The sequence below is a fragment of the Mesorhizobium sp. BR1-1-3 genome, assembly GCF_020165455.1.
GTDB classification, from domain to species: domain Bacteria; phylum Pseudomonadota; class Alphaproteobacteria; order Rhizobiales; family Rhizobiaceae; genus Mesorhizobium; species Mesorhizobium ciceri.
The window spans coordinates 307,488-331,341 of the sequence record NZ_JAIUIC010000004.1 but is presented as its reverse complement, the minus strand read 5'-3'; the positions used below and the strand labels follow the sequence as shown (position 1 = coordinate 331,341).

Annotated in this window: 17 protein-coding genes; 6 read left to right on the top strand and 11 right to left on the bottom strand. The window is 62.8% G+C overall.

From position 1 onward, the window contains the following. Nucleotides 1–358 precede the first annotated feature (358 nt). Nucleotides 359–772: a TadE family protein gene (locus tag LB559_RS11725; RefSeq protein ID WP_174564973.1), complete on the top strand. Its 414-nt coding sequence runs from the start codon at nt 359–361 to the stop codon at nt 770–772. Continuing rightward, a complete protein-coding gene (locus LB559_RS11720) occupies nt 773–2,554 on the top strand; it encodes a TadG family pilus assembly protein (RefSeq protein WP_224674109.1) in 1,782 nt (593 codons plus the stop codon). Between the two features lie 10 nt (nt 2,555–2,564). Here LB559_RS11720 and LB559_RS11715 read toward each other — a convergent pair whose 3' ends face one another. The 10 genes from LB559_RS11715 to LB559_RS11670 all read right to left on the bottom strand — a co-directional run bounded on the left by LB559_RS11715 (nt 2,565) and on the right by LB559_RS11670 (nt 18,793). Continuing rightward, nucleotides 2,565–4,187, bottom strand: a complete 1,623-nt coding sequence (locus LB559_RS11715) for an alpha-glucosidase family protein (RefSeq protein ID WP_224621061.1) — start codon at nt 4,185–4,187, stop codon at nt 2,565–2,567. Further along, entirely contained in the window at nt 4,174–6,189 is a 2,016-nt protein-coding gene (gene glgX / locus LB559_RS11710; protein ID WP_224674108.1) for a glycogen debranching protein GlgX, read from the bottom strand. Before glgX ends, LB559_RS11715 begins: the two co-directional genes overlap by 14 nt. Before the next feature lie 199 nt (nt 6,190–6,388). Continuing rightward, nucleotides 6,389–8,017 carry an alpha-D-glucose phosphate-specific phosphoglucomutase gene (locus tag LB559_RS11705; RefSeq protein WP_224674107.1) on the bottom strand — a complete coding sequence of 543 codons (1,629 nt, stop codon included), beginning with the start codon at nt 8,015–8,017 and terminating at the stop codon, nt 6,389–6,391. Between the two features lie 3 nt (nt 8,018–8,020). Next, nucleotides 8,021–9,466, bottom strand: coding sequence for a glycogen synthase GlgA (gene glgA, locus LB559_RS11700; RefSeq protein ID WP_063171713.1), 1,446 nt, complete (start codon nt 9,464–9,466; stop codon nt 8,021–8,023). Nucleotides 9,467–9,469: 3 nt separating this feature from the next. After that, nucleotides 9,470–10,735, bottom strand: a complete 1,266-nt coding sequence (glgC, locus tag LB559_RS11695; RefSeq protein ID WP_013532699.1) for a glucose-1-phosphate adenylyltransferase — start codon at nt 10,733–10,735, stop codon at nt 9,470–9,472. Between the two features lie 52 nt (nt 10,736–10,787). Beyond that, nucleotides 10,788–13,001: a 1,4-alpha-glucan branching protein GlgB gene (glgB, locus tag LB559_RS11690; RefSeq protein WP_063171712.1), complete on the bottom strand. Its 2,214-nt coding sequence runs from the start codon at nt 12,999–13,001 to the stop codon at nt 10,788–10,790. 107 nt (nt 13,002–13,108) lie between these two features. Next, on the bottom strand, nt 13,109–15,577 hold the full coding sequence (locus LB559_RS11685) for a glycogen/starch/alpha-glucan phosphorylase (RefSeq protein ID WP_224674106.1): 2,469 nt from the start codon (nt 15,575–15,577) through the stop codon (nt 13,109–13,111). Between the two features lie 232 nt (nt 15,578–15,809). After that, nucleotides 15,810–16,592, bottom strand: coding sequence for an ATP-binding cassette domain-containing protein (locus LB559_RS11680; protein WP_023760533.1), 783 nt, complete (start codon nt 16,590–16,592; stop codon nt 15,810–15,812). A gap of 2 nt (nt 16,593–16,594) precedes the next feature. Beyond that, the gene (locus LB559_RS11675; RefSeq protein WP_224674105.1) at nt 16,595–17,656 is read right to left on the bottom strand and encodes an ABC transporter permease; all 1,062 of its coding nucleotides are present in this window, start codon (nt 17,654–17,656) and stop codon (nt 16,595–16,597) included. Between the two features lie 159 nt (nt 17,657–17,815). Next, nucleotides 17,816–18,793, bottom strand: a complete 978-nt coding sequence (locus LB559_RS11670; protein WP_395316708.1) for a sugar ABC transporter substrate-binding protein — start codon at nt 18,791–18,793, stop codon at nt 17,816–17,818. 267 nt (nt 18,794–19,060) lie between these two features. On the opposite strand from LB559_RS11670, the gene LB559_RS11665 reads away from it, so the two are divergent. The 4 genes from LB559_RS11665 to LB559_RS11650 all read left to right on the top strand — a co-directional run bounded on the left by LB559_RS11665 (nt 19,061) and on the right by LB559_RS11650 (nt 23,043). Continuing rightward, nucleotides 19,061–20,287, top strand: a complete 1,227-nt coding sequence (locus LB559_RS11665) for an ROK family protein (RefSeq protein WP_224674104.1) — start codon at nt 19,061–19,063, stop codon at nt 20,285–20,287. Further along, nucleotides 20,287–20,733 carry an RbsD/FucU family protein gene (locus LB559_RS11660; RefSeq protein ID WP_027164094.1) on the top strand — a complete coding sequence of 149 codons (447 nt, stop codon included), beginning with the start codon at nt 20,287–20,289 and terminating at the stop codon, nt 20,731–20,733. Before LB559_RS11665 ends, LB559_RS11660 begins: the two co-directional genes overlap by 1 nt. Further along, nucleotides 20,730–21,653 carry a carbohydrate kinase family protein gene (locus tag LB559_RS11655; RefSeq protein WP_064995169.1) on the top strand — a complete coding sequence of 308 codons (924 nt, stop codon included), beginning with the start codon at nt 20,730–20,732 and terminating at the stop codon, nt 21,651–21,653. The genes LB559_RS11660 and LB559_RS11655 overlap by 4 nt, the downstream gene beginning before the upstream one ends. Before the next feature lie 247 nt (nt 21,654–21,900). Next, nucleotides 21,901–23,043, top strand: a complete 1,143-nt coding sequence (locus LB559_RS11650; protein ID WP_024503690.1) for a DegT/DnrJ/EryC1/StrS family aminotransferase — start codon at nt 21,901–21,903, stop codon at nt 23,041–23,043. 1 nt (nt 23,044) lies between these two features. Here the strand turns inward: LB559_RS11650 and cysQ are convergent, their stop codons facing one another. Further along, nucleotides 23,045–23,848 (bottom strand): 3'(2'),5'-bisphosphate nucleotidase CysQ, encoded by an 804-nt coding sequence (gene cysQ, locus LB559_RS11645; protein WP_224674171.1) that lies wholly within the window; start codon nt 23,846–23,848, stop codon nt 23,045–23,047. Nucleotides 23,849–23,854 lie beyond the last annotated feature (6 nt).

Below are 23,854 nucleotides of genomic sequence, written 5' to 3'. Positions count from 1 at the left end.
GGAGCCGATATCTGACCCCTTTGAGCGCGCCGCTGGTTCCCGTCCTGCGGCTCGTGCCCAGACACTAACGCGGAGAATTTTTATTTCAACAGACTCTCTGGGTCACCCAAAGTAAGGCGGACGAAAGCTATGGTGTGGCCGCTGAAACACCAGCCGAAACCAAAAGCTTGACTTGGTTTCTTCACCTCGACGCTATTTTTCACCGCGAATCGGGAGCCATGCCAGTTTGCCGGAATGTCTTAATGCGTTCTTAAGCAACCTGAGGTTACATTACGAGTACCTTCTATACGGTTCGAGCTTCAGACGCGCGGCGGCTATGAGTAACGGAGCAAGTAAATTGCCCAAAATCCGTCAACTAATGCGGAAATTTCAAGAAGAGCGCGGTACCTCTGCGGTTGAGTTTGCCTTACTTTCACCGATTTTCATTCTTCTTCTACTCGGAATGGTTGCATACGGTATATACTTCGGCGCCGCCAACTCGATCCAGCAGATCGCAGCGGATGCCGCCCGCACGGCAATTGCCGGGTTGAACCAAACCGAACGTCAAACGCTCGTAGCCAGCTTCGTCACCAACAATGCCGGCGGATATCCCTTCGTGGATGTCAGCAAGTTGACCTACCAGGCCAACGACAGCTCGGCCGATGGAAGCCAGTTCGTGGTGTCCATACAATACGACGCCCGCAACCTGCCGATCTGGAACCTTTTCCCGGGCATCGCCATGCCCGGGACCACGATCAGGCGCCAGTCAACGATCAGGGTCGGGGGCATTTGAATGCTGCTGCATGCGTGCAATGGGATCGGTCGGCTTGCCCGGTTGATGCTGAGTGACAGGAAAGCAAACTTCACCGTCATGGCGGCATTGAGCGCGCCGGTGGCGCTGGCGCTGGCCGCAGTGGCCATCGACGAAGCCTCGATCTACACCGAGCGCCGCGAAGCGCAGGCAATGGTGGATCTGGCGGCGATCACCGCCGCCTCGAACATGACCAATGTCAATACAGCGGTCGTTACCACGCTGACCGACAACGGCATGCCAGGGGTTGTCGTTCAAAGCTCGGGACAGACGATCGAGCCGGCGGTCGGCAAAACCGTCGTGACGGTCACGCCCGGGCGATATGTGGCATCCGGGGCCAATGTGGGCCAGCGTTTCCAGGCCAGCATAACCCCCTACAATGCCGTCCGCGTCACCCTGAAGAAGATCCCCGCCCGCTATTTCGCGAGTTCGCTGATCCCCACTCCCGTCATCGGCACCCAAGCCACCGCCAGCATGACGCCACAGGCGACATTCTCGGTCGGATCGAGGCTCGCCAGCCTCGATGGCGGTATCCTCAACGCGCTTCTCGGCGGGCTTCTCGGCAGCAACATCTCGCTCAGCGTCATGGACTACAACGCGCTGATCTCCGCGGATGTGAGCGTGCTCTCCTTCGTGGACGGCCTTGCCACACAGCTGAACCTAACCGGCGTCTCGTATTCGGATGTGCTGGCATCGAAGGCGACCGTCGGCCAGATCGCCACGGCCATGGCCAATGTGCCTGGGCTTGGCAACACGGCCAAGGTCGCCCTGCAGACGATCGCGTCCAAGTCGACCAGCACGGTCCAGATCCCGCTCAGTCATCTGGTCGATCTCGGCTCCGTCGGCAAGTTGGGCCTCGGGCAAAGGCCCGCCGGCCTCGGCGTCGACGCCAGCGCCTTGGGAATGCTGACGGCCGCCGCCGGACTGGCAAACGGTTCAAAACAGGTCGACGTCGCCCTCGGCGCCACCATTCCCGGGGTGCTGTCGACCACGCTCGCCATCGCCATCGGCGAACCGCCGCAATCCTCGCCATGGCTGGCGGTTGGAGAAGCCGGCACCGTGGTTCGCACCGCGCAAACGCGCATCAAGCTGCTTGTCACGGTCGGCGTCGGCAACCCAAACCTGGGCGGCGGTATCAGCCTGCTGTCGGTCAAGCTGCCGCTGAATGTCGAAGTAGCCTACGCCGAGGCCAAGCTGACCGACATCAACTGCCCGACCGGCCCCGACAGCCTGAAGGTTACCATTGCCGCGAAGCCCGGCATCGCGGCGGTGAACCTTGCCGCCAGCGATGCCGATAACAGCCCCACCGCCTTCGCCGATTTCAGCAACCCGCAGTCGTTCTCCGACGCCAACATCGCGGATGTCAGCCTCAATCTGCTGCTGTTAAAAATCCCGCTAATACTGGTGAAGGGTTCGGCGGGAGCCGACATCACCAACGTCAGCCCGACCAATCTGGTCTTCAACAAAACCGAGATCGCCGCCAAAACCATCAAGACGACGCCGACACGGGACATTACCCAGACGCTGACGACGTCACTGGTCGACAAGTTGTCGCTTTCCGTCAATGCGCTTGGTATCCTCGGGCTTGACGTAACGGCGTTGCTCGGCACCGTGAAGCCAGCTGTGACGACGCTTCTGAAAACCGTGACCGCACCAGTCGACACATTGCTTTACAGCCTGCTCGATACGCTCGGCGTGCATCTCGGCGTGGCCGATGTCCGGGTCACCGGCGCGACATGCGGACGTGCCGTGCTGGTGCAGTAACGTCGGGATATCAGTCGAGCCTGCCCAAAAAGGCTCCGAGCGCTGGCAGCAAAAGCTCAGTCTCGACGACCGCGGCATTGCCATCCAGCTGCGCAACCGCTCGGATGTCCCCCGGCAACGGCCAATTGGCCGGTCCTCCGGCGAAATTGAAGACACAGAGCAGTCTTTCACCGCCGCCGTCGCGGATGAAAGCGAGCAGGTCACCCTCGGCGTCGAGAAAGCGGATCGAGCCGGATATCAGCGCCTCATGCTCCCCGCGCAAGGCCAGCGCAGCCCGGTAGGACGCGAGCACAGAGACCGTGTCGGCATTCTGGACGTCGACGGCGCGAGCGCGATGGCTGGCCGGTATCGGCAGCCAGGGCCTGGCCGTGGAGAAGCCTGCATTGTCGGCGCCGGCCTCCCACACCATCGGCGTGCGGCACCCATCCCTGCCCTTGACGCCTGGCCAGAAGCGGATGCCGACGGGATCGCGCAGATCTTCATAGGCCAGCTCCGCCTCCTCCAGCCCGAGTTCCTCGCCCTCATAGAGGCAGATCGAGCCGCGCAGGCAGGCGAGCAGCATGATCGAGAATCTTGCGACCGCGTCGGGCTCGCTGTCCGGCCTTGTCCAGCGGCTGACATGGCGCGCCACGTCATGGTTGGAGAAGGCCCAGCAGACCCAGCCGTCGGAGACGGCCGCCTCGAAGGCTTCGACGCAACCACGCACATGCGCAGCCGAGAACTGCGGACCGAGCAGGTCGAAGGTGTAACACATATGCAGCTTGTCGCCGCCTGAGGTATAGGCGGCGAGCGTCTGCAGCGAGCGGCCTTCATCGCCGATCTCGCCGACGGCAGCACGGTCGTCATATTCGTCGAGCAGCGCCCTGAAGCGGCGCAGGAACGCCAGGTTTTCCGGCTGCGTCTTGTCGAACAGGTGCTCCTGGTAAAGGTAGGTGTTGGTCTCGCTGTTGGTGCCGGCGACGCTTGATGCCAAGGGTGGATTGCTGCGCAACCAGCGGTCGTGGACATAGTAATTGACCGTATCGAGCCGAAAACCGTCGACGCCGCGCTCCAGCCAGAAGCGCACGGTTTCCAGAAGCGCGTCCTGAACCTCCGGATTGTGGAAATTCAGATCGGGCTGCGAGGGGAGGAAATTGTGCATGTAATACTGCCGGCGGGTAGAATCCCATTCCCAGGCCGGGCCACCGAAGACGGAGAGCCAGTTGTTTGGCGCGCTGCCATCTGGCTTGGTATCGGCCCAGACATACCAGTCGGCTTTGGGGTTATCGCGGCTGGCGCGGCTTTCGACAAACCAGTCGTGCTTGTCGGATGAATGCGACAGCACCTGGTCGATGATGATCTTCAGGCCGAGACGATGCGCCTCGGCGACCAGCGCATCGAAATCCTCGAGCGTGCCGAACATCGGATCGACATCGCAGTAGTCCGACACGTCGTAGCCCATATCGGCCATCGGCGACTTGAAGAAAGGCGACAGCCAGATGGCGTCGACACCGAGCGAGGCGACATGGGCGAGCCTCGATGTGATACCGGCGAGATCGCCGCTGCCATCGCCGGTCGTGTCCTGGAAGGAGCGCGGATAGATCTGGTAGATGACGCAACCGCGCCACCATCCCTTCTTGTCACTCGCCGCCATTGCGCTTCTCCCTTGTGCCGGCCTGCGCTCGTTCGATCATGAAGATCATCGTCCGCCCGGATATTGGCCGCGAGATATCCGCCGCATCCGGCGCTTCGATAGCTGGGGCCCAGAAGAATCCGTCTCGTTCAGGCAAGGTGAACATGCAGGCCCGGCGATCGCCGTTGACAAGCACCGCAAGACGGCGGTCGTCGTCGCTGGCGCCACTCAGGACCATGACAAGACGGTGCCGCTGCGGATCCTGCCAGCTCTGTTCATCGAGCGGCGCGCCCGTCTCAGCAAGCCATGCGACGTCCGGTATCTCCGAACCTGCCGGCGGCTGGCCAGTGAGGAAGCTTGTGTCGGAAAGCGCCGGCATCGATCGGCGCAGCCTCGAGAGTTCCGCCGTGTAGCGCTCCAGCGCCTGGTCGCGGCCGGCCCAGTCGAGCCAGGTGATCTCGTTGTCCTGGGCATAGGCGTTGTTGTTGCCTTGCTGGGTGCGGCCGAACTCGTCGCCCGCGGTCAGCATGATGGTGCCGCGCGAGGCAAACAACGTGGCGAGCAGCGCGCGCTGATCGTTCTGGCGAGCCGCTGCCACGGCCGGGTTGTCCGCATCACCTTCCACGCCGTTGTTCCAGGACAGGTTTTCATTGTGGCCGTCGCGGTTCTGCTCGCCATTGGCTTCGTTGTGCTTGCGCTCGTAGCGCACGATGTCGGCGAGCGTCATGCCGTCATGGGCGGCGATGAAATTGACACTGCGGCTGGCGCCTTGCCCGTTCGCGGCAAACACATCGGACGAACCGGCGAGCCGGGTCGCCAGGGCGCCGACCATGCCGGCGTCGCCGCGCCAGAACCGTCTTACATCGTCGCGATACTTGTCGTTCCATTCGAGGAAGGGCGCTGGAAAATTGCCGAGCTGATAGCCGTCGGGGCCGATGTCCCACGGCTCGGCGATCAACACGCGATCGGCCAGCAGTGCGTCATCGCGCATCGCTCTCAGCAGCGGCGCCTCGGCATCGAATGTGCCCTCGACCCGCCCCAGAATGGGAGCGAGGTCGAAGCGGAAGCCATCGACACCGGCATCCCTGACGAAATGGCGAAGCGTGTCGAGGACCATCTCCTGGACCACAGGATGGTCGCAAGCGACTGTGTTGCCGGTACCGGTGTCGTTGGCCAGCCTGCCATCAGGTGTGTGCCGGTAGTAGGCCTGGTTGTCGAAGCCGCGCAGCGACAGCGTGGGACCAAGCCTGTCGCTCTCGCCGGTGTGGTTGAAGACGAGGTCGAGGATGACGCCGATACCAGCCTGGCGCAGCACAGCGACCGTGTTTCGCAGTTCCATGATGCCGCCCGGCGCAAGGCGCGGATCGAGGGCCATGAACGTCACGGGATTGTAGCCCCAGGCGTTGCGCAGCCCGAGCGGCGGCAGATGCCGTTCGTCGATCGACGCGGTCACCGGCATCAGTTCGACCGCGCCAACGCCGAGTTTTTTCAGGTGCTCGACGATCGCCGGTTGAGCAAGTGCGGCGACTGTTCCGCGCAATTTTTCGGGAACGTCCGAATGCAGCATGGTGAAGGCGCGCACCGGAATTTCGTAGACCAGGCCGCCGGCGCGGAAGAGCGGCGGCGCAGCCTGCACAGGCTTCGGTAGCGCAGCCGCGATCGCCTTCGGCATCAGCGACGCGGTATCGCCCCCCTCGCCCCGGCGATCGGCCAGCCGCCAGTCGTAGGCATAAGGCCTGTCAATCTCGACGGCGTAGGGATCGGTCAGCAATTTGTCGGGGTCGAACCACAGTCCATGCTCCGGCGCATAGTCCCCGTCGGCGCGGAAACCGTAGCGGGTTCCGGAGCCAAGACCTGCAACGAACAGCGCGTGGACGCCCTCGCCTTCCCGCTGCAGTTCGAGCCGTTCGATTTCCCGCATGCCCTGTTCGTCGAAGATCGAGACCCAAAGCCGACGGGCGGCCTGCGACCAGGCGGCAAAGCGGATGCCTTCGCGGGTGACTGTGGCGCCGAGCTGGGTCATGCCCGCGCCTCACCTTCTCCCCTTGCGGGAGAAGGTGGATCGGCGCGCAGCGCCGAGACGGATGAGGGGTGTTGGAAGGACCGCGGCGTTGGTGATCTGGACATCGGTTTGCGCCAAGCTGGAGCACCCCTCATCCGACCGAGCTTCGCTCGGCCACCTTCTCCCACAAGGGGAGAAGGTGAAACGCGCGCAGCCACTCTCAAGTGATCACGCTCGGCTTGGGGCGGCCGGTATGGCTGTGAATCCCGGCAATATCGTCAGCCGCGGCAATCAGATCGGCAAGGGCGGCCTGAGTGTCGAGATCGTGCCGAGACTTGTCCGGCTCGTAGCGCTCGATGTAGACGCGCAACGTCGCGCCCGACGTGCCGGTGCCGGACAGCCGAAAGACGACCCGCGAACCACCTTCGAACAGAACCCTGATGCCCTGATGCTCGCTGATCGAACCGTCGACCGGATCGTGATAGGCAAAATCGTCGGCGCTGGCGATTTTCAGGCCGCGCACGCTGTTGCCAGGCAGCGAGCCGAGCTTGGCACGCAGTTCGTCGACCAGCGCGTTGGCGCGGTCGCTCTCGACCTCTTCATAATCATGCCGCGAATAGTAATTGCGCCCGTAGGTCGCCCAGTGCTCGGTGACGATCTGCTTGCAGCTTTCGCCACGCGCGGCAAGGATGTTGAGCCACAAAAGCACCGCCCACAGGCCGTCCTTTTCGCGGACATGGTTGGAGCCGGTGCCGGCACTCTCTTCACCGCAGATCGTCGCCATGTCGGCATCGAGCAGATTGCCGAAGAATTTCCAGCCGGTCGGCGTCTCATAGATGCCGACGCCGAGTTTTTCAGCGACGCGATCGGCCGCGCCACTGGTCGGCATCGAGCGTGCAATGCCTTTCAAACCGGCCTTGTAGCCGGGCGCCAGACGCGCATTGGCGGCGAGCATGGCGACCGAATCCGACGGGGTAACGAAAATGCCCTTGCCGATGATCAGATTGCGGTCGCCATCCCCATCCGAGGCGGCACCGAAATCCGGCGCGTCCGGTCCCATCATCTCGTCATAGAGGTGTTTGGCGTGGACAAGATTCGGGTCCGGATGGTGGCCGCCGAAATCCGGCAGCGGCTTGAAATTGCGGCAGGTGCCATTGGGCGCGCCGAGCCGGTTTTCCAGGATCTCCTTGGCGTAGGGACCGGTCACCGCGTGCATGGCGTCGAAGCGCATGCGGAAGCCGGACTTGAAGAGTTTGCGCAGGGCGTCGAAATCGAACAGGCTTTCCATCAGCGCGGCATAGTCCACGACCGGATCGATGATCTCGACCGTCATGCCGGCGGCCTTGACCGTGCCTGTTGTGTCGATGTCGATCGGATCGATATCGGCGATCTTGAAGCTCGAAATCGCCTTGGTCTTTTCGAAGATCGCGTCGGTAAGCTTTTCCGGCGCCGGGCCGCCATTGCCGGCATTGTACTTGATGCCGAAATCCTCATGCGGGCCGCCCGGATTGTGGCTGGCCGACAGGATGATGCCGCCAAAGGTCTTGTATTTGCGGATGACATGCGAAGCGGCTGGCGTCGACAGGATGCCGCCCTGCCCGACCATCACCTTGCCGAAGCCGTTGGCGGCTGCGATGGCGATGGCCTTCTGGATGACCTCGCGGTTGTAGAAGCGGCCGTCGCCACCGATCACCAGGGTCTTGCCCTTGAAACCGTCGAGCGCGTCGAAGATCGACTGGATGAAATTCTCGGCATAGTGCTCCTGCTGAAAGACAGGCACCTTCTTGCGCAGGCCCGACGTGCCGGGCTTCTGGTCGGAATAAGGCTTGGTGGGAACGGTCCGTATCATGCTTCAGGCAACCCTTTTCGAAAGCAGCGAACGATAGAGTTCGACGTATTTTTCCGCGCTCTTGTCCCACGACACATCGGCTTTCATGCCCTGGCGCTGCAGTGATTCCCAGACCGTCGGACTGGCATGGGCGTCGACGAGGCGGCGGATAGCGTGCAGCAAGGCGCCGCCATTGTTGGGCGCGAACTGGAAGCCGGTGGCGACGCCGGCAGAGACGGCAGCCTCATTGGCGTCGATGACCGTGTCGGCGAGGCCGCCGGTGCGGGCAACCACGGGCACGCAGCCATAGCGCAGGCCGTAAAGCTGCGTCAGCCCGCACGGTTCGAAGCGCGAGGGGATGACGATGGCGTCACAGCCGCCCTGCATGATGTGCGACAGCCCCTCGTCGTAGCCGACGACGACGCCGATGCGGCCGCGATGCCGGGCGGCAGCGGCAAGCAGCGCGCCTTCGAGACCGGCATCGCCCGATCCCAGGATGGCGAGCCGCGCACCCGTCGCGACAATGCCGTCGACCACCAGCGCCAATATGTCCATGCCCTTTTGCCAGGTCAGGCGGCTGACCACGCAGACGATCGGGCTGTCATCGCGCTCAAGGCTGAAGCGATCTTCCACGGCAGCCCTGTTGGGTGCGCGCGCCTTCAGCGTGCTGCCCGTGTAGTTGGACACCAGATGCTTGTCGGTTTCCGGATCCCAGATGCCGGTGTCAATGCCGTTGACGATGCCATAGAGATCGCTGGAGCGCATGTTGATGAGGCCGTCGAGGCCCATGCCGAATTCGGGCGAGCGGATTTCCTGCGCGTAGGTCGGACTGACCGTGGTGATCGCCCAGGCGGCCTGCAGGCCCGCCTTGAGGAAGCCGACACCACCATAATATTCGACGCCGTCGAGCGCCATCGCCGCCGCCGGCAAGCCAAGCTCGCCGAAAATGCCGGCGCCGAACTGGCCCTGGAAGGCGAGGTTGTGGACGGTCATCATCGAAGGCACGCCGACCGCCTTGCCATAGCGCATATAGGCCAGCGTCATCGCCGACTGCCAGTCATGGGCGTGCACGATGTCGGGCTGGTAGCCCGAGATGGCGCCGCCGGCAATGTCGCCGCCGACCTGGCTCAACGCCGCGAAACGCCGCCAATTGTCTGGCCAGTCGACGCCAGTCGCATTGCCATAGGGGCCGCCGGGACGGTCGAACAGATGCGGCGCATCGAGCACGAACAGTTCGAGCCCGGCGAGTTGGACGGAATGGACAGAGGCCTTGCCGCCCTGCAGCAAGGGGTATTGCAGAACCGCCCGCTTTTTCTTGAAGGCGGCCATGACGGTCGGAAAGCCGGGCATGAGCGTGCGCACGGTCACGCCCTTGGCCGCCAAGGCAATTGGCAGCGCGCCGGTCACGTCGGCAAGCCCACCGGTCTTGATGAGCGGGAAAATTTCCGGCGTGACCGACAGAACCTGCATGCGTCAGAGCCCCAGCTTGTCGATCATGTCCTGGGTGACCAGGCAGATGCCCTTTTCGGAAACGCGGAAGCGCTTGGCGTCGAGAATAGGATCTTCGCCGACCACCAGCCCTTCCGGTATCCTAACACCATGGTCGATGACCACGCGCTTCAACTTTGCGTTCCGGCCGACATGAACGTCGGGCAGCATGACGACTTCTTCGAGCGTCGAATAGGAATTGATGCGCGCGCCGGTGAAGATCAGGCTTTTTTTCAGCGAAGCCCCCGAGACGATGCAATCACCCGAAACCAGCGAAGACACAGCCGAACCGCGGCGGCCATCCTCGTCATGCACGAACTTTGCCGGCGGCTTCAATTCGGCATAGGTCCAGATCGGCCAGTCGCGGTCGTAGAGGTCGAGCTCCGGCGTGATATCGGTCAGGTCGATATTGGCTTCCCAATAGGCGTCGACCGTTCCGACATCGCGCCAGTAGGCCTCGTTCTCGGCGGTCGAGCGGACGCAGGACTTGGCGAAGCGGTGCGCGATCGCCTTACCGTGCTGGACGATATAGGGGATGATGTCCTTGCCGAAGTCGCGGCTCGACCCCGGCTCGGCCGCATCGCGGCGCAACTGCTCCATCAAAAACTTGGTCTTGAAGACGTAAATGCCCATCGAGGCCAAGGCAAACTCCGGCTTATCGGGAATGCCGGGCGGATCGGCGGGCTTTTCGACGAAGGCGATGATGTTGTCCTTGCCATCGACATGCATGACGCCGAAGCCGGTGGCTTCCATGCGCGGCACTTCGAGGCAGCCAACGGTGACGTCGGCATTGGCGTCGACGTGCTGGCGAAGCATCATCTCGTAGTCCATCTTGTAGATGTGGTCGCCAGCCAGGATGACCATGTATTCGGGTCCGTAGGCCTCGATGATGTCGATGTTCTGATAGACGGCGTCAGCCGTGCCCTCATACCATTGCGTTTCCGAGACGCGCTGGCTGGCCGGCAGGATGTCGAAGCTTTCGTTTCGCTCGGGGCGCAGGAAGTTCCAGCCGCGCTGCAAATGACGGATCAGCGAATGTGCCTTGTACTGGGTGGCAACGCCGAGGCGTCGAATGCCGGAGTTAAGCGCGTTGGAGAGCGCGAAGTCGATGATGCGCGTCTTGCCGCCGAAATACACGGCCGGCTTGGCGCGCCGGTCGGTCAGTTCCTTGAGGCGGCTGCCACGGCCGCCGGCCAATACATAGGCCATGGCATCGCGCGCCAGCGGCTGGGTCCGTTTCAAGTCTGCCATTTCTACCCTCCCAAGTTACTCGATCTCGACATGTTACTCAGTGTCGATGGGTTCAGTCGGCGACGAGCTCGAGCATGATCGTGGACAGCGGCGGCAAGAGCATCGTCGCGGCGATGCTTCCTTCCTCCGCCCGCGCCTCGACCATGCCGCCATTGCCCTTGCCGGAACCGCCATATTCAGAAGCGTCGGTGTTGATGATCTCGCGCCATTTGCCTGATGTCGGCAACGGCACGCGATAATTATCGCGCGGCACCGGCGTGAAATTGGAAATGACGGCCACCGGGCTGCCGCCCGGCGCACTGCGCAGCCAGGCAAAAACCGAATTCTGGCTGTCGTCGACGATCAGCCAGGAGAACCCTTCCGGTTCGCAGTCGCGGCCATGCAGCGCCGGGCGCGAACGGTAGAGATAGTTGAGATCGCGCACCGTCTGCCAGACGCCGCGATGCGGCCTGAACTCCAGCAGATTCCAGTCCAGCGCGCGCGCCTCGCTCCATTCTCGGCGCTGCGCGAACTCCTGTCCCATGAACAGCAGCTTCTTGCCGGGATAGCCCCACATGAAAGCGTAGTAGGCACGCAGCGTCGCAAACTTCTGCCAGTCGTCGCCGGCCATCTTACCGAGCAACGTGCCTTTGCCGTGCACGACCTCGTCATGCGAGAGCGGCAGCACGAAATTCTCCGAGAAGGCGTAGGTCAGGCCGAAGGTGAGGTCGTTGTGGTGGTGTTTTCGGAAGATCGGCTCCTTGGAGAAATACTCCAGCGTGTCGTGCATGAAGCCCATATTCCACTTGAAGCCGAAGCCGAGGCCGCCTTCATGCACCGGTGCCGAGACCTTCGGCCATGAGGTCGATTCCTCGGCTATGGTCATGACGCCCGGATGATGGCCGTAGACCTCCTTGTTCATCTTCTGCAGGAAGCTGACCGCCTCGAGATTCTCGCGGCCGCCCTTCTCGTTGGGGATCCATTCGCCGGCTTTGCGCGAATAGTCGAGGTAGAGCATCGAGGCGACCGCGTCGACGCGCAAACCGTCGACATGGTATTTCTCGGCCCAGAACAGCGCATTGTTGACCAGGAACGACACCACCTCGCGGCGGCCGAAATTGTAGATCGCGGTGTTCCAGTCGGGATGAAAACCCTTGCGCGGATCGGCATGTTCATAGAGCGCGGTGCCATCGAAATTGGCCAGGCCATGCGCGTCGACCGGGAAATGTGCCGGCACCCAGTCGAGGATGACGCCGACGCCGGCGCGGTGGGCGCCATCGACGAAACGGGCAAAGCCGTCCGGGTCGCCAAAGCGGGCTGACGGCGCGTAAAGGCCGGTCGTTTGGTAGCCCCAGGACGGGTCGTAGGGATGTTCAGAGATCGGCATGAATTCGATGTGGGTGAAACCGGTTTCGACCACATAGGGGATCAGCCGGTCGGCCAACTCGTCCCATGACAGGAACGTTCCGTCGTCGCGAAGCTGCCAGGAGCCGGCATGGACCTCGTAGATCGAGATGGCTTCTCGCCGGTGATCGGCATTGCGCCAGAAATTGCGATGCGCCTCGTCGCCCCACTCGTGCGCCGGCGGCACCGCCACGACCGAAGCAGTAGCCGGACGCAGTTCGGATTTGAAGGCGAACGGGTCGGCCTTCAGCGGCAGCCTCACACCATCGGGGCCGATGATCTCGTATTTGTAGGGTCGTCCGGCACCGATGTCGGGTACGAACAGTTCCCAGATACCGGTGTCGCGCCGGTCTCGCATGGTGTGCCGGCGGCCGTCCCACTCGTTGAAGTCGCCGACCACAGAGACGCGCCGCGCATTGGGAGCCCAGACGGCGAAATGCACTCCGGTGGCGCCTTCGTGATCGATGACATGGGCGCCGAGCTTGTCGAACAGCCTGAGATGCGAGCCTTGGGCGATGTAGTAATCGTCCATCGGGCCCAGCACCGGACCGAACGAATAGGGATCGGTCAGCCACCAGTCGCCGCCGGCGTTCCTGGCATGATAGCGCAGGGGTTGCCGCTTCTTGATCGAGAGCTTGCCTTCGAAAAAGCCGCCATCGTCGCGCCTGGACAGTTCACCCGCGATGGTGCCGGTCAGCGTGTAGGCGGTGACGAATTCGGCATTCGGAACAAAGCACCGGGCATACAGGCTCTTGCCGACCTCATGGACACCAAGGACGGCGAAGGGATCTCCGTGCGTGCCGGCAACAATCGCCGCGACATCGCCGGCTGGCGCCAGTCCATCCGGCCCGCTTGTCGCAGCGGTCGCGCGCGGCTTCTTCATCAGGCAGTGTCCCTCCCCGGGCACCAAGTGTTTGTTTCTAGTGATGTGAATCCGACATTCAATTCACATCACCGGGACCACATTGTTTGCGGCCTCATGCAATCACATCAGACAGGCACGTTCCAGATTTCTTTCGCATATTGGCGGATCGTGCGATCGGAGGAGAACCAGCCGACACGCGCAACGTTGCGGATTGCCCGGGCGTACCAGTCGGGACTGTTGCGCCAGACCGCATCGACCGCGCGCTGGGCGGCGGCATAGGCATCGAAATCGGCGGCAACCATGAACCAGTCGCTGTTGTAGAGACCGTTGATGAGATCGCGGTAACGCTCCGGATCGTCCGGCGAGAAGACGCCTGACGAAACAGCCGCAACCGCTTGCGCCAGCTCAGGCGAGCCTTCGATGACGGCGCGCGGATCGTAGCCGTTGTTGCGCCGCTCGGCGACCTCGGCGGTGGTCAGGCCGAAGATGAAGATGTTGTCGTCGCCGACGCATTCCTTGATCTCGACATTGGCGCCGTCGAGCGTGCCGATGGTCAGCGCACCGTTCAGCGCGAACTTCATGTTGCCGGTGCCCGACGCTTCCATGCCGGCGGTCGAGATCTGTTCGGACAGATCGGCGGCCGGCATCATGATCTCGGCAAGGCTGACATTGTAGTTCGGCACGAACACCACCTTCAGCAGACCGCGCACGGCCGGATCGCGGTTGATGACCTTGGCGACATCGTTGGCGAGTTTGATGATCAGCTTGGCATTGTGGTAGCTGGGCGCCGCCTTGCCGCCGAAGAATTTCACGCGCGGCATCCAGTCGCGCTCGGGATGCGAGCGGATCTGGTCGTAGAGGGCGATCGCCTCGAGGATATTCAGAAGCTGGCGCTTGTATTCGTGGATGCGTTTGATCTGGATATCGAACAGCGCCGAGGGATCGACCTTGATGCCGAGCCGGTCGGCGACGAGGTTGGCCAGCCGCGCCTTGTTGGCGCGCTTGACGGCGGCGAACTTGTCGCGAAAGGCGGCATCGCCGGCGAAACCGTCGAGATCCTTGATGGCGTCGATGTCATCGAGAAAGCGGTCGCCGATCGCCTCGCGGGCAAGCGACGTCAGCCCGGGATTACACTGGATCAGCCAGCGCCGCGGCGTGATGCCGTTGGTCTTGTTGTTGATGCGATCGGGATAGAGCTTGTGCAGATCGGCGAACACCGTCTCCTTCATCAGGTCGGTGTGAAGCGCCGAAACGCCGTTGATCGAGTGCGAACCGACAAAGGCCAGATTGCCCATGCGCACCCGGCGGTCGCCATTTTCCTGGATTAGCGAGATGCGGCCGATCTGCTCGTCCGAGAACTGGTTGGACGCACGCGCCTCCAGAAGCACTTCAGCGTTGATGGCATAGACGATCTGCATGTGGCGCGGCAAAAGCCGCTCGAACAGCGGCACCGGCCAGCTTTCCAGTGCCTCGGGCAGCAGCGTGTGGTTGGTGTAGCCGAAGGTGCGCTGGGTGATGTCCCAGGCCTGATCGAAGTCCATGCCGTGGACGTCCATCAACAGGCGCATCAACTCCGGCACAGCGATGGCCGGATGGGTGTCGTTCAGGTGGATCGCAGCCTTGTCGGGCAAGGACTTCAGGTCGCCATATTGGCTGAGATGGCGCTGGACGATGTCCTGCAGCGATGCGGTGGAGAAGAAATATTCCTGCCGAAGCCGCAGTTCCTGCCCGGCCTTGTGGGAATCGGCGGGATAGAGCACGCGCGACAAGGCATCGGCCTTGTTGCTTTCGGCGAGCGCGCCGATGTGGTCGCCGGCATTGAACTTGTCGAGCAGGATCGGATCGACCGGCATGCCCGACCAGAGCCGCAGCGTGTTGACGCGGTTGGCCCGCCAGCCGACGACGGGCGTATCATACGCGACGGCCAGCACATGCTCGGTCGGCTTCCAGACATGGCGTTCGAGGCGGCCGTCCTTGGAGGTGATCGATTCCACCGAACCGCCGAAACCGACCTCGAACGAGCGCTCACGGCGTTCGAATTCCCACGGGTTTCCGTGATCGAGCCAGGTTTCAGGCAATTCGACCTGCCAGCCGTCGTGAATCTCCTGGCGGAACATGCCGTTGGCATAGCGGATGCCGTAGCCATGCGCGGGAATGTCGACGGTCGCCATGCTTTCCATGAAGCAGGCCGCAAGCCGCCCGAGGCCGCCATTGCCAAGTGCGGCATCCGGCTCGAGTGCGGCGATGAGATCGAGATCGACGCCCAGAGACGACAGGGCCTCGCGCATGTTGTCCATCAGGCCGAGATTGGAGAAGGCATCGCGCATCAGGCGGCCGATGAGGAACTCCAGAGACAGATAATAGACGCGTTTTTCCTTCTGATCGTACGCCTCCTTCGTCGCCTGCATCCAGCGATCGACGATCCGGTCGCGCACGACCTTGATCGAGGCGGTCAGCCAGTCGTACTGGGTCGCAACGGTGGTATCCTTGCCGACCCGGTATTTGAGGGCCACCAAGACTTCACGTGCGAGTGTCTTGGGATCAGGATTTTCGAGCAGTGGAGGAAGGGGTTCGGATGTCATCGCGCTCGTCATGATGCCTCTCGTGCGGTTGCCATGATCATACCGGCTTTCATCGCTCCTCCCAGCCCATGCTAGCTGATACCGCTATATATTCAATCGATTTAAACATGCCCGAACCGGCATGCCCCCTGCGGCAATTTGGCAATTCGCAAGTGTGACGCGCCAAGACGGTCGCGCGACGCGCTTCAAATTCCTGTTCCGTGCTTGCCGTGCCGCCAACCCTCCAGCACTTGGGCGACATGTATCAGGCCGCCAGCGCTGCCTCGGGCGGAACCTTTGCTCCGGTCATGAAGGCCACGGCATCGGACATCGTATATTGCTTGGGATCGATGACGCAGAGGCGACGGCCGAGCCGGTGGATGTGAATGCGGTCGGCCACTTCGAAGACATGCGGCATGTTGTGCGAGATCAGCACGATCGGCAGGCCGCGCTTCTTGACGTCGAGGATCAACTCGAGCACGCGGCGGCTTTCCTTGACGCCAAGGGCGGCCGTCGGCTCGTCCATGATCACCACACGACTGCCGAAGGCGGCCGCGCGCGCCACCGCAACGCCCTGCCTCTGACCGCCCGAGAGCGTTTCCACAGCCTGGCTGATGTTCTGGATGGTCATCAGGCCAAGCTCGGTAAGCTTGTCGCGGGCGCGCTTTTCCATCGCCGGACGGTCGAGCATACGCAGCCAATCGCCCAGAAAACCCGGTTTGCGGATCTCGCGGCCAAGGAACATGTTATCGGCGATCGAGAGCGCCGGCGACAGTGCCAGATTCTGGTAGACGGTCTCGATGCCGGCTTCGCGTGCCTCCATCGGCGATTTGAAGGCGACGGGTTTGCCTTCAAGCCGGATCTCGCCTTCGTCGGGCACGGCCGCGCCGGAAATCGCCTTGATGAGCGACGACTTGCCGGCGCCGTTGTCGCCGATGACGGCGAGGATTTCGCCGGGATAAAGGTCGAAGTCGGCATTGTCGAGGGCGGTGACACGGCCATAGCGCTTGATCAGGCCACGCGCAGTGAGGATGGGTTCCTGGGTCATGGTCATGCCGACACCTTTCTGATCCATTGGTCGACTGCCACGGCGCCGATGATCAGCACACCGGTGAGCAGCACCTTCCATTGCGGATCGGCGCCCAGCATGTTGAGGCCCATGGAAACGACGCCGACGATCATCGCGCCGAACAGCGTGCCCAGGATGGAGCCGCGTCCGCCGAAGAGGGAAATACCGCCGATCACCGTCGCGGTGATGGCCTGCAGATTGTAGTCGGTGACGGCAGCCGACGGCGAGATCGAGCCGTTGCGGCCGATGGAGACCCAGGCCGCGAAAGCGGCGATCAGGCCGGCCAAGGTGTAGACCGTCATCAACACCTTCTTGGTCTGGATGCCCGACAGCTTCGCCGCCTCCTGGTCATCGCCAACGGCGTAGACATGGCGGCCCCACGCCGTGTGATTGAGCACGTACCAGAGGATCATCACGAGCAGGACCGTGGCAATGACGCCGAGCGTCAGCACCGCAGTGCCGACCTTGAAACTGATGGCAAAGAGATGCAGCAGCGGCGCCTGGGTATCGACGTCGGTGTCGCGGATCGTCTCGTTGGCCGAATAGATGAAGTTCGTGGCCATGACGATGTTCCAGGTGCCAAGCGTCACGATGAAGGGTGGTAGCTTCATGTAGGCGACAAGCACCCCGTTGAGCAGCCCGCAGGCGGCGCCGGCGGCAAGCCCGATCGCCACTGCGAGCGCGCTCGGCATGCCGTAGGAGACCGCGCAATTGCCCATGATCACCGCTGAAATCACCATGATCACACCGATCGACAGGTCGATGCCCGCGGTCAGGATGACCAATGTCTGCGCAGCCCCCAGAATGCCGATGATGGCGATCTGCTGCAGGATAAGCGTCAGCGTGTAGGACGAAAAGAAACGCCCACCGATGGCGATGCCGAAGACGATGATCGCCAGAACCAGGACGATCAGCGGCACCGCGGCCGGCGTCGAATGCAAGAAATGCTGGATACGCTTGACGGCCGATTTGTGCTCGTCAAAAGCAGCAACGCTGGTGTCGCTGCTCGAGAGAACCTTCTCGAATTCCTGAGCTTGAGCCATGTTTTCTCCCCGTAGGCTTCAGCCAAACGCCGACGCCAGTCCACGCCTTTCCGGTCTGCTGCCGGGATTGTTCGCGGTCACGCGAGCCATCGTCCACCCGAAGCGGCCGGGGATCAAGCCCCGACCGCTCAGGTTCCTTGGATGCCGGTCAGAACGGCATCAGCCCCAGCACTTGGCGAGGCCTTCCTTGGTGTCGATGGACTTGACGCCGGTGGCCGGCTTGTCGGTCACCAGGTTGACGCCGGTGTCGAAGAAGTTCTTGCCTTCGGTCGGCTTCGGCTTGGTTCCGTCCTTGGCAAAGGCGGCGATCGCCTCGATGCCGAGTGCAGCCATCTGCAGCGGGTATTGCTGCGAAGTGGCGCCGATGACACCTTCGGCCACCGACTTCACGCCGGGGCAGCCGCCGTCGACGGAAACGATCAGCACCTGGCTTTCGAGGCCGACAGCCTTGAGCGCCTGGTAGGCGCCGACAGCGGCCGGCTCGTTGATGGTGTGGATGACGTTGATGGTGTTGTCCTTCTGCAGGAGGTTCTCCATCGCCTTGCGGCCGCCCTCTTCGTTGCCGTTGGTGACGTCATGGCCGACGATGCGCGGATCGGTCTCGTCGCCGATCTTGTTGGGATCCTTCACGTCGATGCCGTAGCCCATCATGAAGCCTTGGTCGCGCAGCACGTCGACAGTCGGCTGCGAAGGCGTCAGGTCAAGGAAACCGATCTTGGCGTCCTTGGCCTTGTCGCCGAGCGTGGCGGCGGCCCAGGCCCCGATCAGCTTGCCTGCCTCGAGATTGTCCGTCGCGAAGGTCGCATCGGCGGCGTCGATCGGATCGAGCGGCGTGTCGAGCGCGATCACCAGCAGGCCGGCATCACGCGCCTTCTTCACGGTCGGCACGATGCCCTTGGTGTCGGATGCGGTGATCAGGATACCCTTGGCGCCGTCGGCGATGCAGCTTTCGATCGCCGCGACCTGGCTCTCGCTGTCGCCGTCGATCTTGCCGGCATAGGTCTTGAGGTCGACGCCGAGCTCCTTGGCCTTCGCGGTCGCGCCTTCCTTCATCTTGACGAAGAAGGGATTGGTGTCGGTCTTGGTGATCAGGCAGGCGCCGACACCGGCGGCGGATGCGGACGAGGCAAACGCCATCAGCCCCAGAGCCGCGGCGGCAAACACGGTCGATTTCAACAATTTTGTATTGGTCACGATTTTCCTCCCAGTGGAACCATTCCGATGCCGGCCAACCGGCACCTGCAGCGCATCCAACGAAATTCTCCCAGCGTGGACGCTGCCTTAACAGACACCAGGCCGAAGCCCCTGTCAATAATTAAATCACTCTTATTTATTATTGACAGCATTGCTTCGTTCACCCATTCTGGCCCAAAAGCATTGAGGGGAAACGACGGGAGGAACAGGGTGGAAACGGCCATTGCGAGGCACGGTTCGCCCGAGGTGAATGACAGTCTCATTCACCGCGGCACCAACCAGAGCGGCATGCGCGACCACAATGAGCGGTTGGTGCTGTCGCTGGTGCGTCAACACGGCAGCCTGGCAAAATCCGACATCGCCCGCATGACCGGACTTTCGGCGCAGACGGTTTCCGTCATCATGCGCGAGCTGGAGGAAGAAAGCCTCCTGCTGCGTCAGGCGCCGTTGCGCGGCAAGATCGGCCAGCCTTCCATCCCGATGGCGCTCAATCCCGAAGGCGCTTTCTTCATCGGCCTGAAGATCGGCCGCCGCAGCGCTGAACTGGTGTTGATCGATTTCCTTGGCAATGTCCGTTCGATGCTGCAGCATTCCTATCGCTACCCGGCGCCGCGCGAGACGGTGGACTTCGTCAGCAACGGCATGCGGCAGATGCGCGGCGAGCTCACGCCCGCGCAAGACAAGCGCATCGCCGGGCTGGGCATCGCCATGCCGTTCGAATTGTGGAACTGGGCCGATACCGCCGGCGCCCCGCGCGACGTGATGGACGAATGGCGTCACCGCGACATCAGGGCCGACATCCAGGCGCAATGCGATTTTCCGGTCTATTTGCAGAACGACGCCACGTCGGCCTGCGGCGCCGAACTCGTCTTCGGGCAGGCGGGCGCTGCGCGTGACTTCGTCTATTTCTATATCGGCGCCTTTGCCGGTGGCGGCATCGTGCTGAACGGCCGGCTTTTCGGCGGCCCGACCGGCAATGCCGGAGCGCTCGGCTCCATGCCCGTGCCCGGGCCGGACGGCAAGCCGACCCAACTGATCGATGTCGCTTCCATCGCCATGCTCGAAAAGGCGCTCAATGCGCGCGGCATCGAGGCCTCGCATCTGTGGACCTCGCCGGAAGACTGGGGCGAGATCGGACCCGAACTCGACGGCTGGATCGCCAGCGCCTCAAGGGCGCTCGCTTACGCCATCGTCGCCGCATCCTCGATCATCGATTTCGAAGCGGCGGTGATCGACGGCTGGATGCCGAAGGCGGTGCGCCGCCAGCTGGTCGACGCCATCATTGTGGCAATCGCCACGATCGACGGCGAAGGCTTGAAGCTGCCCGCCATTCGCGAGGGAACCGTCGGTATCCATGCCCGGGCGCTCGGCGGCGCCAGCCTGCCGCTTTCCGAACGCTTCCTGATCGGCTCGACGACGATTTCCAGGAGCGCCTGATGCTGATCGGAATCCCGGCGCTGCTCGGTCCGGAGCTTCTGGCGATCCTGCGCGGCATGGGCCATGGCGACGAAATCGCCCTTGTCGACGGAAACTATCCGGCGGAACAGCAGGCAACCCGACTGGTACGCGCCGATGGCCACCCTCTTATCCCGGTACTCGACGCGATATTGAGTGTCCTGCCTGTCGATGACGCCGTGCCGGAGGCGCTGTTTCGCGCCTCGGTCCGAGGCGATCCCTCGCTTGCCGATCCTGTCCATCATGAGATCGAAGCGATCTGCGCCAAACGGGTACCAGGCCGCAAGGTGGTTGCGCTGGCCGGCGCCGACTTCTATGCACGGGTCAAATCGGCGCATGCCATCGTCGCGACAAGCGAGCCGCGGCTCTACGCCAACATCATCATACGCAAGGGCGTGATCTATCCGCCGGAGACCAAGAAGCCATGATCCTCTGCTGCGGCGAAGCCCTGATCGACATGCTGCCGCGCACGACGACAGCGGGCGAGCCGGCCTTTGCGCCTTATGTCGGCGGCGCCGTGTTCAACACGGCAATCGCACTTGGCCGGCTCGGCGCGCCGGCCGGCTTCTTTTCCGGCCTGTCGTCGGATCTGTTCGGTGGCCAATTCCGGGATGCGCTTGGGGCGAGCAAGGTCAGTTCCACCTATGCACACACCTCGCCACGGCCAACCACGCTGGCCTTCGTCAAGCTCACCAACGGCCAGGCGACGTACACTTTCTATGACGAGAACACCGCCGGACGCATGCTGACGATCGACGATTTGCCGCAGCTCGGCAACGAGATCGAAGCCATGCTGTTCGGCGCCATCAGCCTGATTTCCGAGCCCGCCGGCAGTGCCTATGAAGAGTTCATGCGGCGCGAGCATGAAAGCCGCGTCATGATGCTCGACCCCAACATCCGGCCGAACTTCATCCCGGACAAGGCCAAGCACCTCAAGCGCATTCGCACCATGATGGCGATGGCCGACATCGTGAAACTGTCGGACGAAGACCTGAACTGGTTCGGCGAAGCCGGCTCGCATGAGGATGTCATCCGCAATTGGCTGGACCGCGGCCCGAAGCTGATCGTCGTCACCCATGGCGGCGAAGGCGCGGTCGGCTATACCAGGGAACATGCGGTTGCCGTCGTGCCCGAAAGGGTCGAGGTGGTCGACACGGTCGGCGCCGGCGACACGTTCAACGCCGGCATCCTCGCCTCGCTGCACGAGCAAGGCCTGCTGACGAAGGCGGCGATTTCCGGACTGTCGGAAGACGCCATCCATAAGGCGCTGGCGCTCGGCGCGAAGGCGGCGGCAGTGACCGTGTCGCGGGCCGGCGCCAATCCACCCTGGCGACATGAAATCGCCTGAGCAACGCTCAACATAAGTTGAGCCCAATCGATCACTTTATGTTTCGCAGGGGCTCTTTCCAAGGCTATAAGGGCGGGATGGCGCCCGACGAAGCCCGGATTTCCGGCATCTGACTGACATTCGCCGGGAAAACTGGTAACGGACTGCGACACTTCCGCAATTTAGGGCTCCGCCTGCCCGGCTTTCTCGGCAAGCGCAACTCTGGTACCAGCGGCCGATTATCTGGCTAACCCATTTTGAGGCCGACATGCAGTTCATCGATCTTGGCGCGCAGCGCGAACGAATCCGCGACCGGCTGAAGGCCGCGATCGACCGTGTCGTCGACGAGGGCCGCTATATTCTTGGCCCGCAAGTCACCGAATTCGAGAACAAGCTTGCCGCCTATATCGGTACCAAGCATGTCGTGGCCTGCGCCAACGGCACCGACGCGCTGCTGTTGCCGCTGTTTGCAGCCGGCGTCGGCCCGGGTGACGCGGTGTTCGTGCCGAGCTTCACGTTCGCCGCCACCGCCGAAGTGGTGGCGCTGGCCAAGGCCGAGCCGGTGTTCGTCGATGTCGACCCGCACAGCTACAACATCGACATTGCCAGCCTCGAAGCGGCCATTGCCATGATCAAGAAGGAAGGAAGGCTGAAGCCGAAGGCAATCATTCCCGTCGATCTGTTTGGCCTTGCCGCCGATTACGAGGCGATCATGGCGATCGCCAACCGCGAAGGCCTGATGGTGATCGAGGATGCCGCCCAGTCGATGGGCGGTTCGCTCGACGGCAAGATGTGCGGCTCCTTCGGTGCGGTCGGCTCGACCAGCTTCTATCCGGCAAAACCGCTTGGCTGCTACGGCGACGGCGGCGCGATGTTCACCAATGACGATGCGCTGGCCGAACAGCTTCGCTCGTTCGCCTTTCATGGCAAGGGCGAGACGCAGTACGACAATGTCCGCGTCGGCATCAATTCGCGGCTCGACACGATACAGGCGGCGATCCTCATCGAGAAGCTGGCCATTCTCGAAGACGAGATGGTCGCCCGGCAGGTCGTGGCAAAGCGCTATGCCGATGGGCTTGGCGACGTCGTTACCGCCGCCCGCAATCTGGACGGCAGCCGTTCGGCCTGGGCGCAATACGCTATCGAGACGCCGAAGCGCGACGGGCTGAGGGCGCATCTCGGCGAAAAGGGCATTCCGTCTGTCATCTACTATGTGAAGCCGCTGCATGCCCAGGTCGCTTATCGCGACTATCCGCGTACGCCGACCGGCCTTGCCGTTTCGGAAGACCTGCCGAAGCGGATCCTGTGCCTGCCGATGCACCCTTATCTCAGCGAAGCCGACCAGGACCGCATCATCGAGACGATCCGCAACTATATAGGCTCGAATTCGGCGCAGGCAGCGGCCGAGTAAGCTACCGGGCCTTCTCAGGCGGGGCTGACCCCTGCCCTCCGCTGGCAATGAAATGCGGATTGGCGAAATCCTCGTCGTCGCTTTGCCGGCGCTTCCCATAGACCAGAGGCTGGCCATCGAGCGTGCGCGTCATGCCACCGGCAGCGCGCAGGATGGCGTCGCCTGCCGCCGTGTCCCATTCCATGGTGCGGCCGAAGCGCGGATAGACATCAGCCTCGGCACTGGCGAGAAGGCAGAATTTCAAGGACGAACCGACCGAGACGATTTCGGCGGCACCAAGGTCGCGAATATAGGCCTCGGTTTCCGGCGTGTTGTGGGAACGGCTGGCGACGACGGCCAGCGGCGCCACGGCCGTTCTCACCGAGATCGGCCGGCGGCCGACGATCTGGTAGCCGCCATCGATCTCGAGAGATTCCGCCCTTCCCGGCAGGCCGGAAAAGAAGCGGCCCGTGCAGGGCGCAAAGACGACGCCGACCTCCGGCACACCATCGCGAACCAGCGCTATGTTGACGGTGAAATCGGTGCGGCGGTTGACGAATTCCTTGGTGCCGTCGAGCGGATCGATCAGGAAGAAAGCCCCATTTAGGTCGGGCGGCACGACACCGGCGGAAGCTTCTTCCTCGGCCACGCAGGGGATATCGGGAAATGCGGCACGCAGTCCGGCGAGAATGATCTTTTCGCTCTCGCGGTCCGCCTCGGTCACCGGCGAGGCGTCGGACTTGCGGTCAACCGCACAGCCGGCGTGGAACACGCGCATCACCTCGCGCCCGGCCGACAAGGCCAGGCGCTCGAAGATTTCAAGCATCAGCCT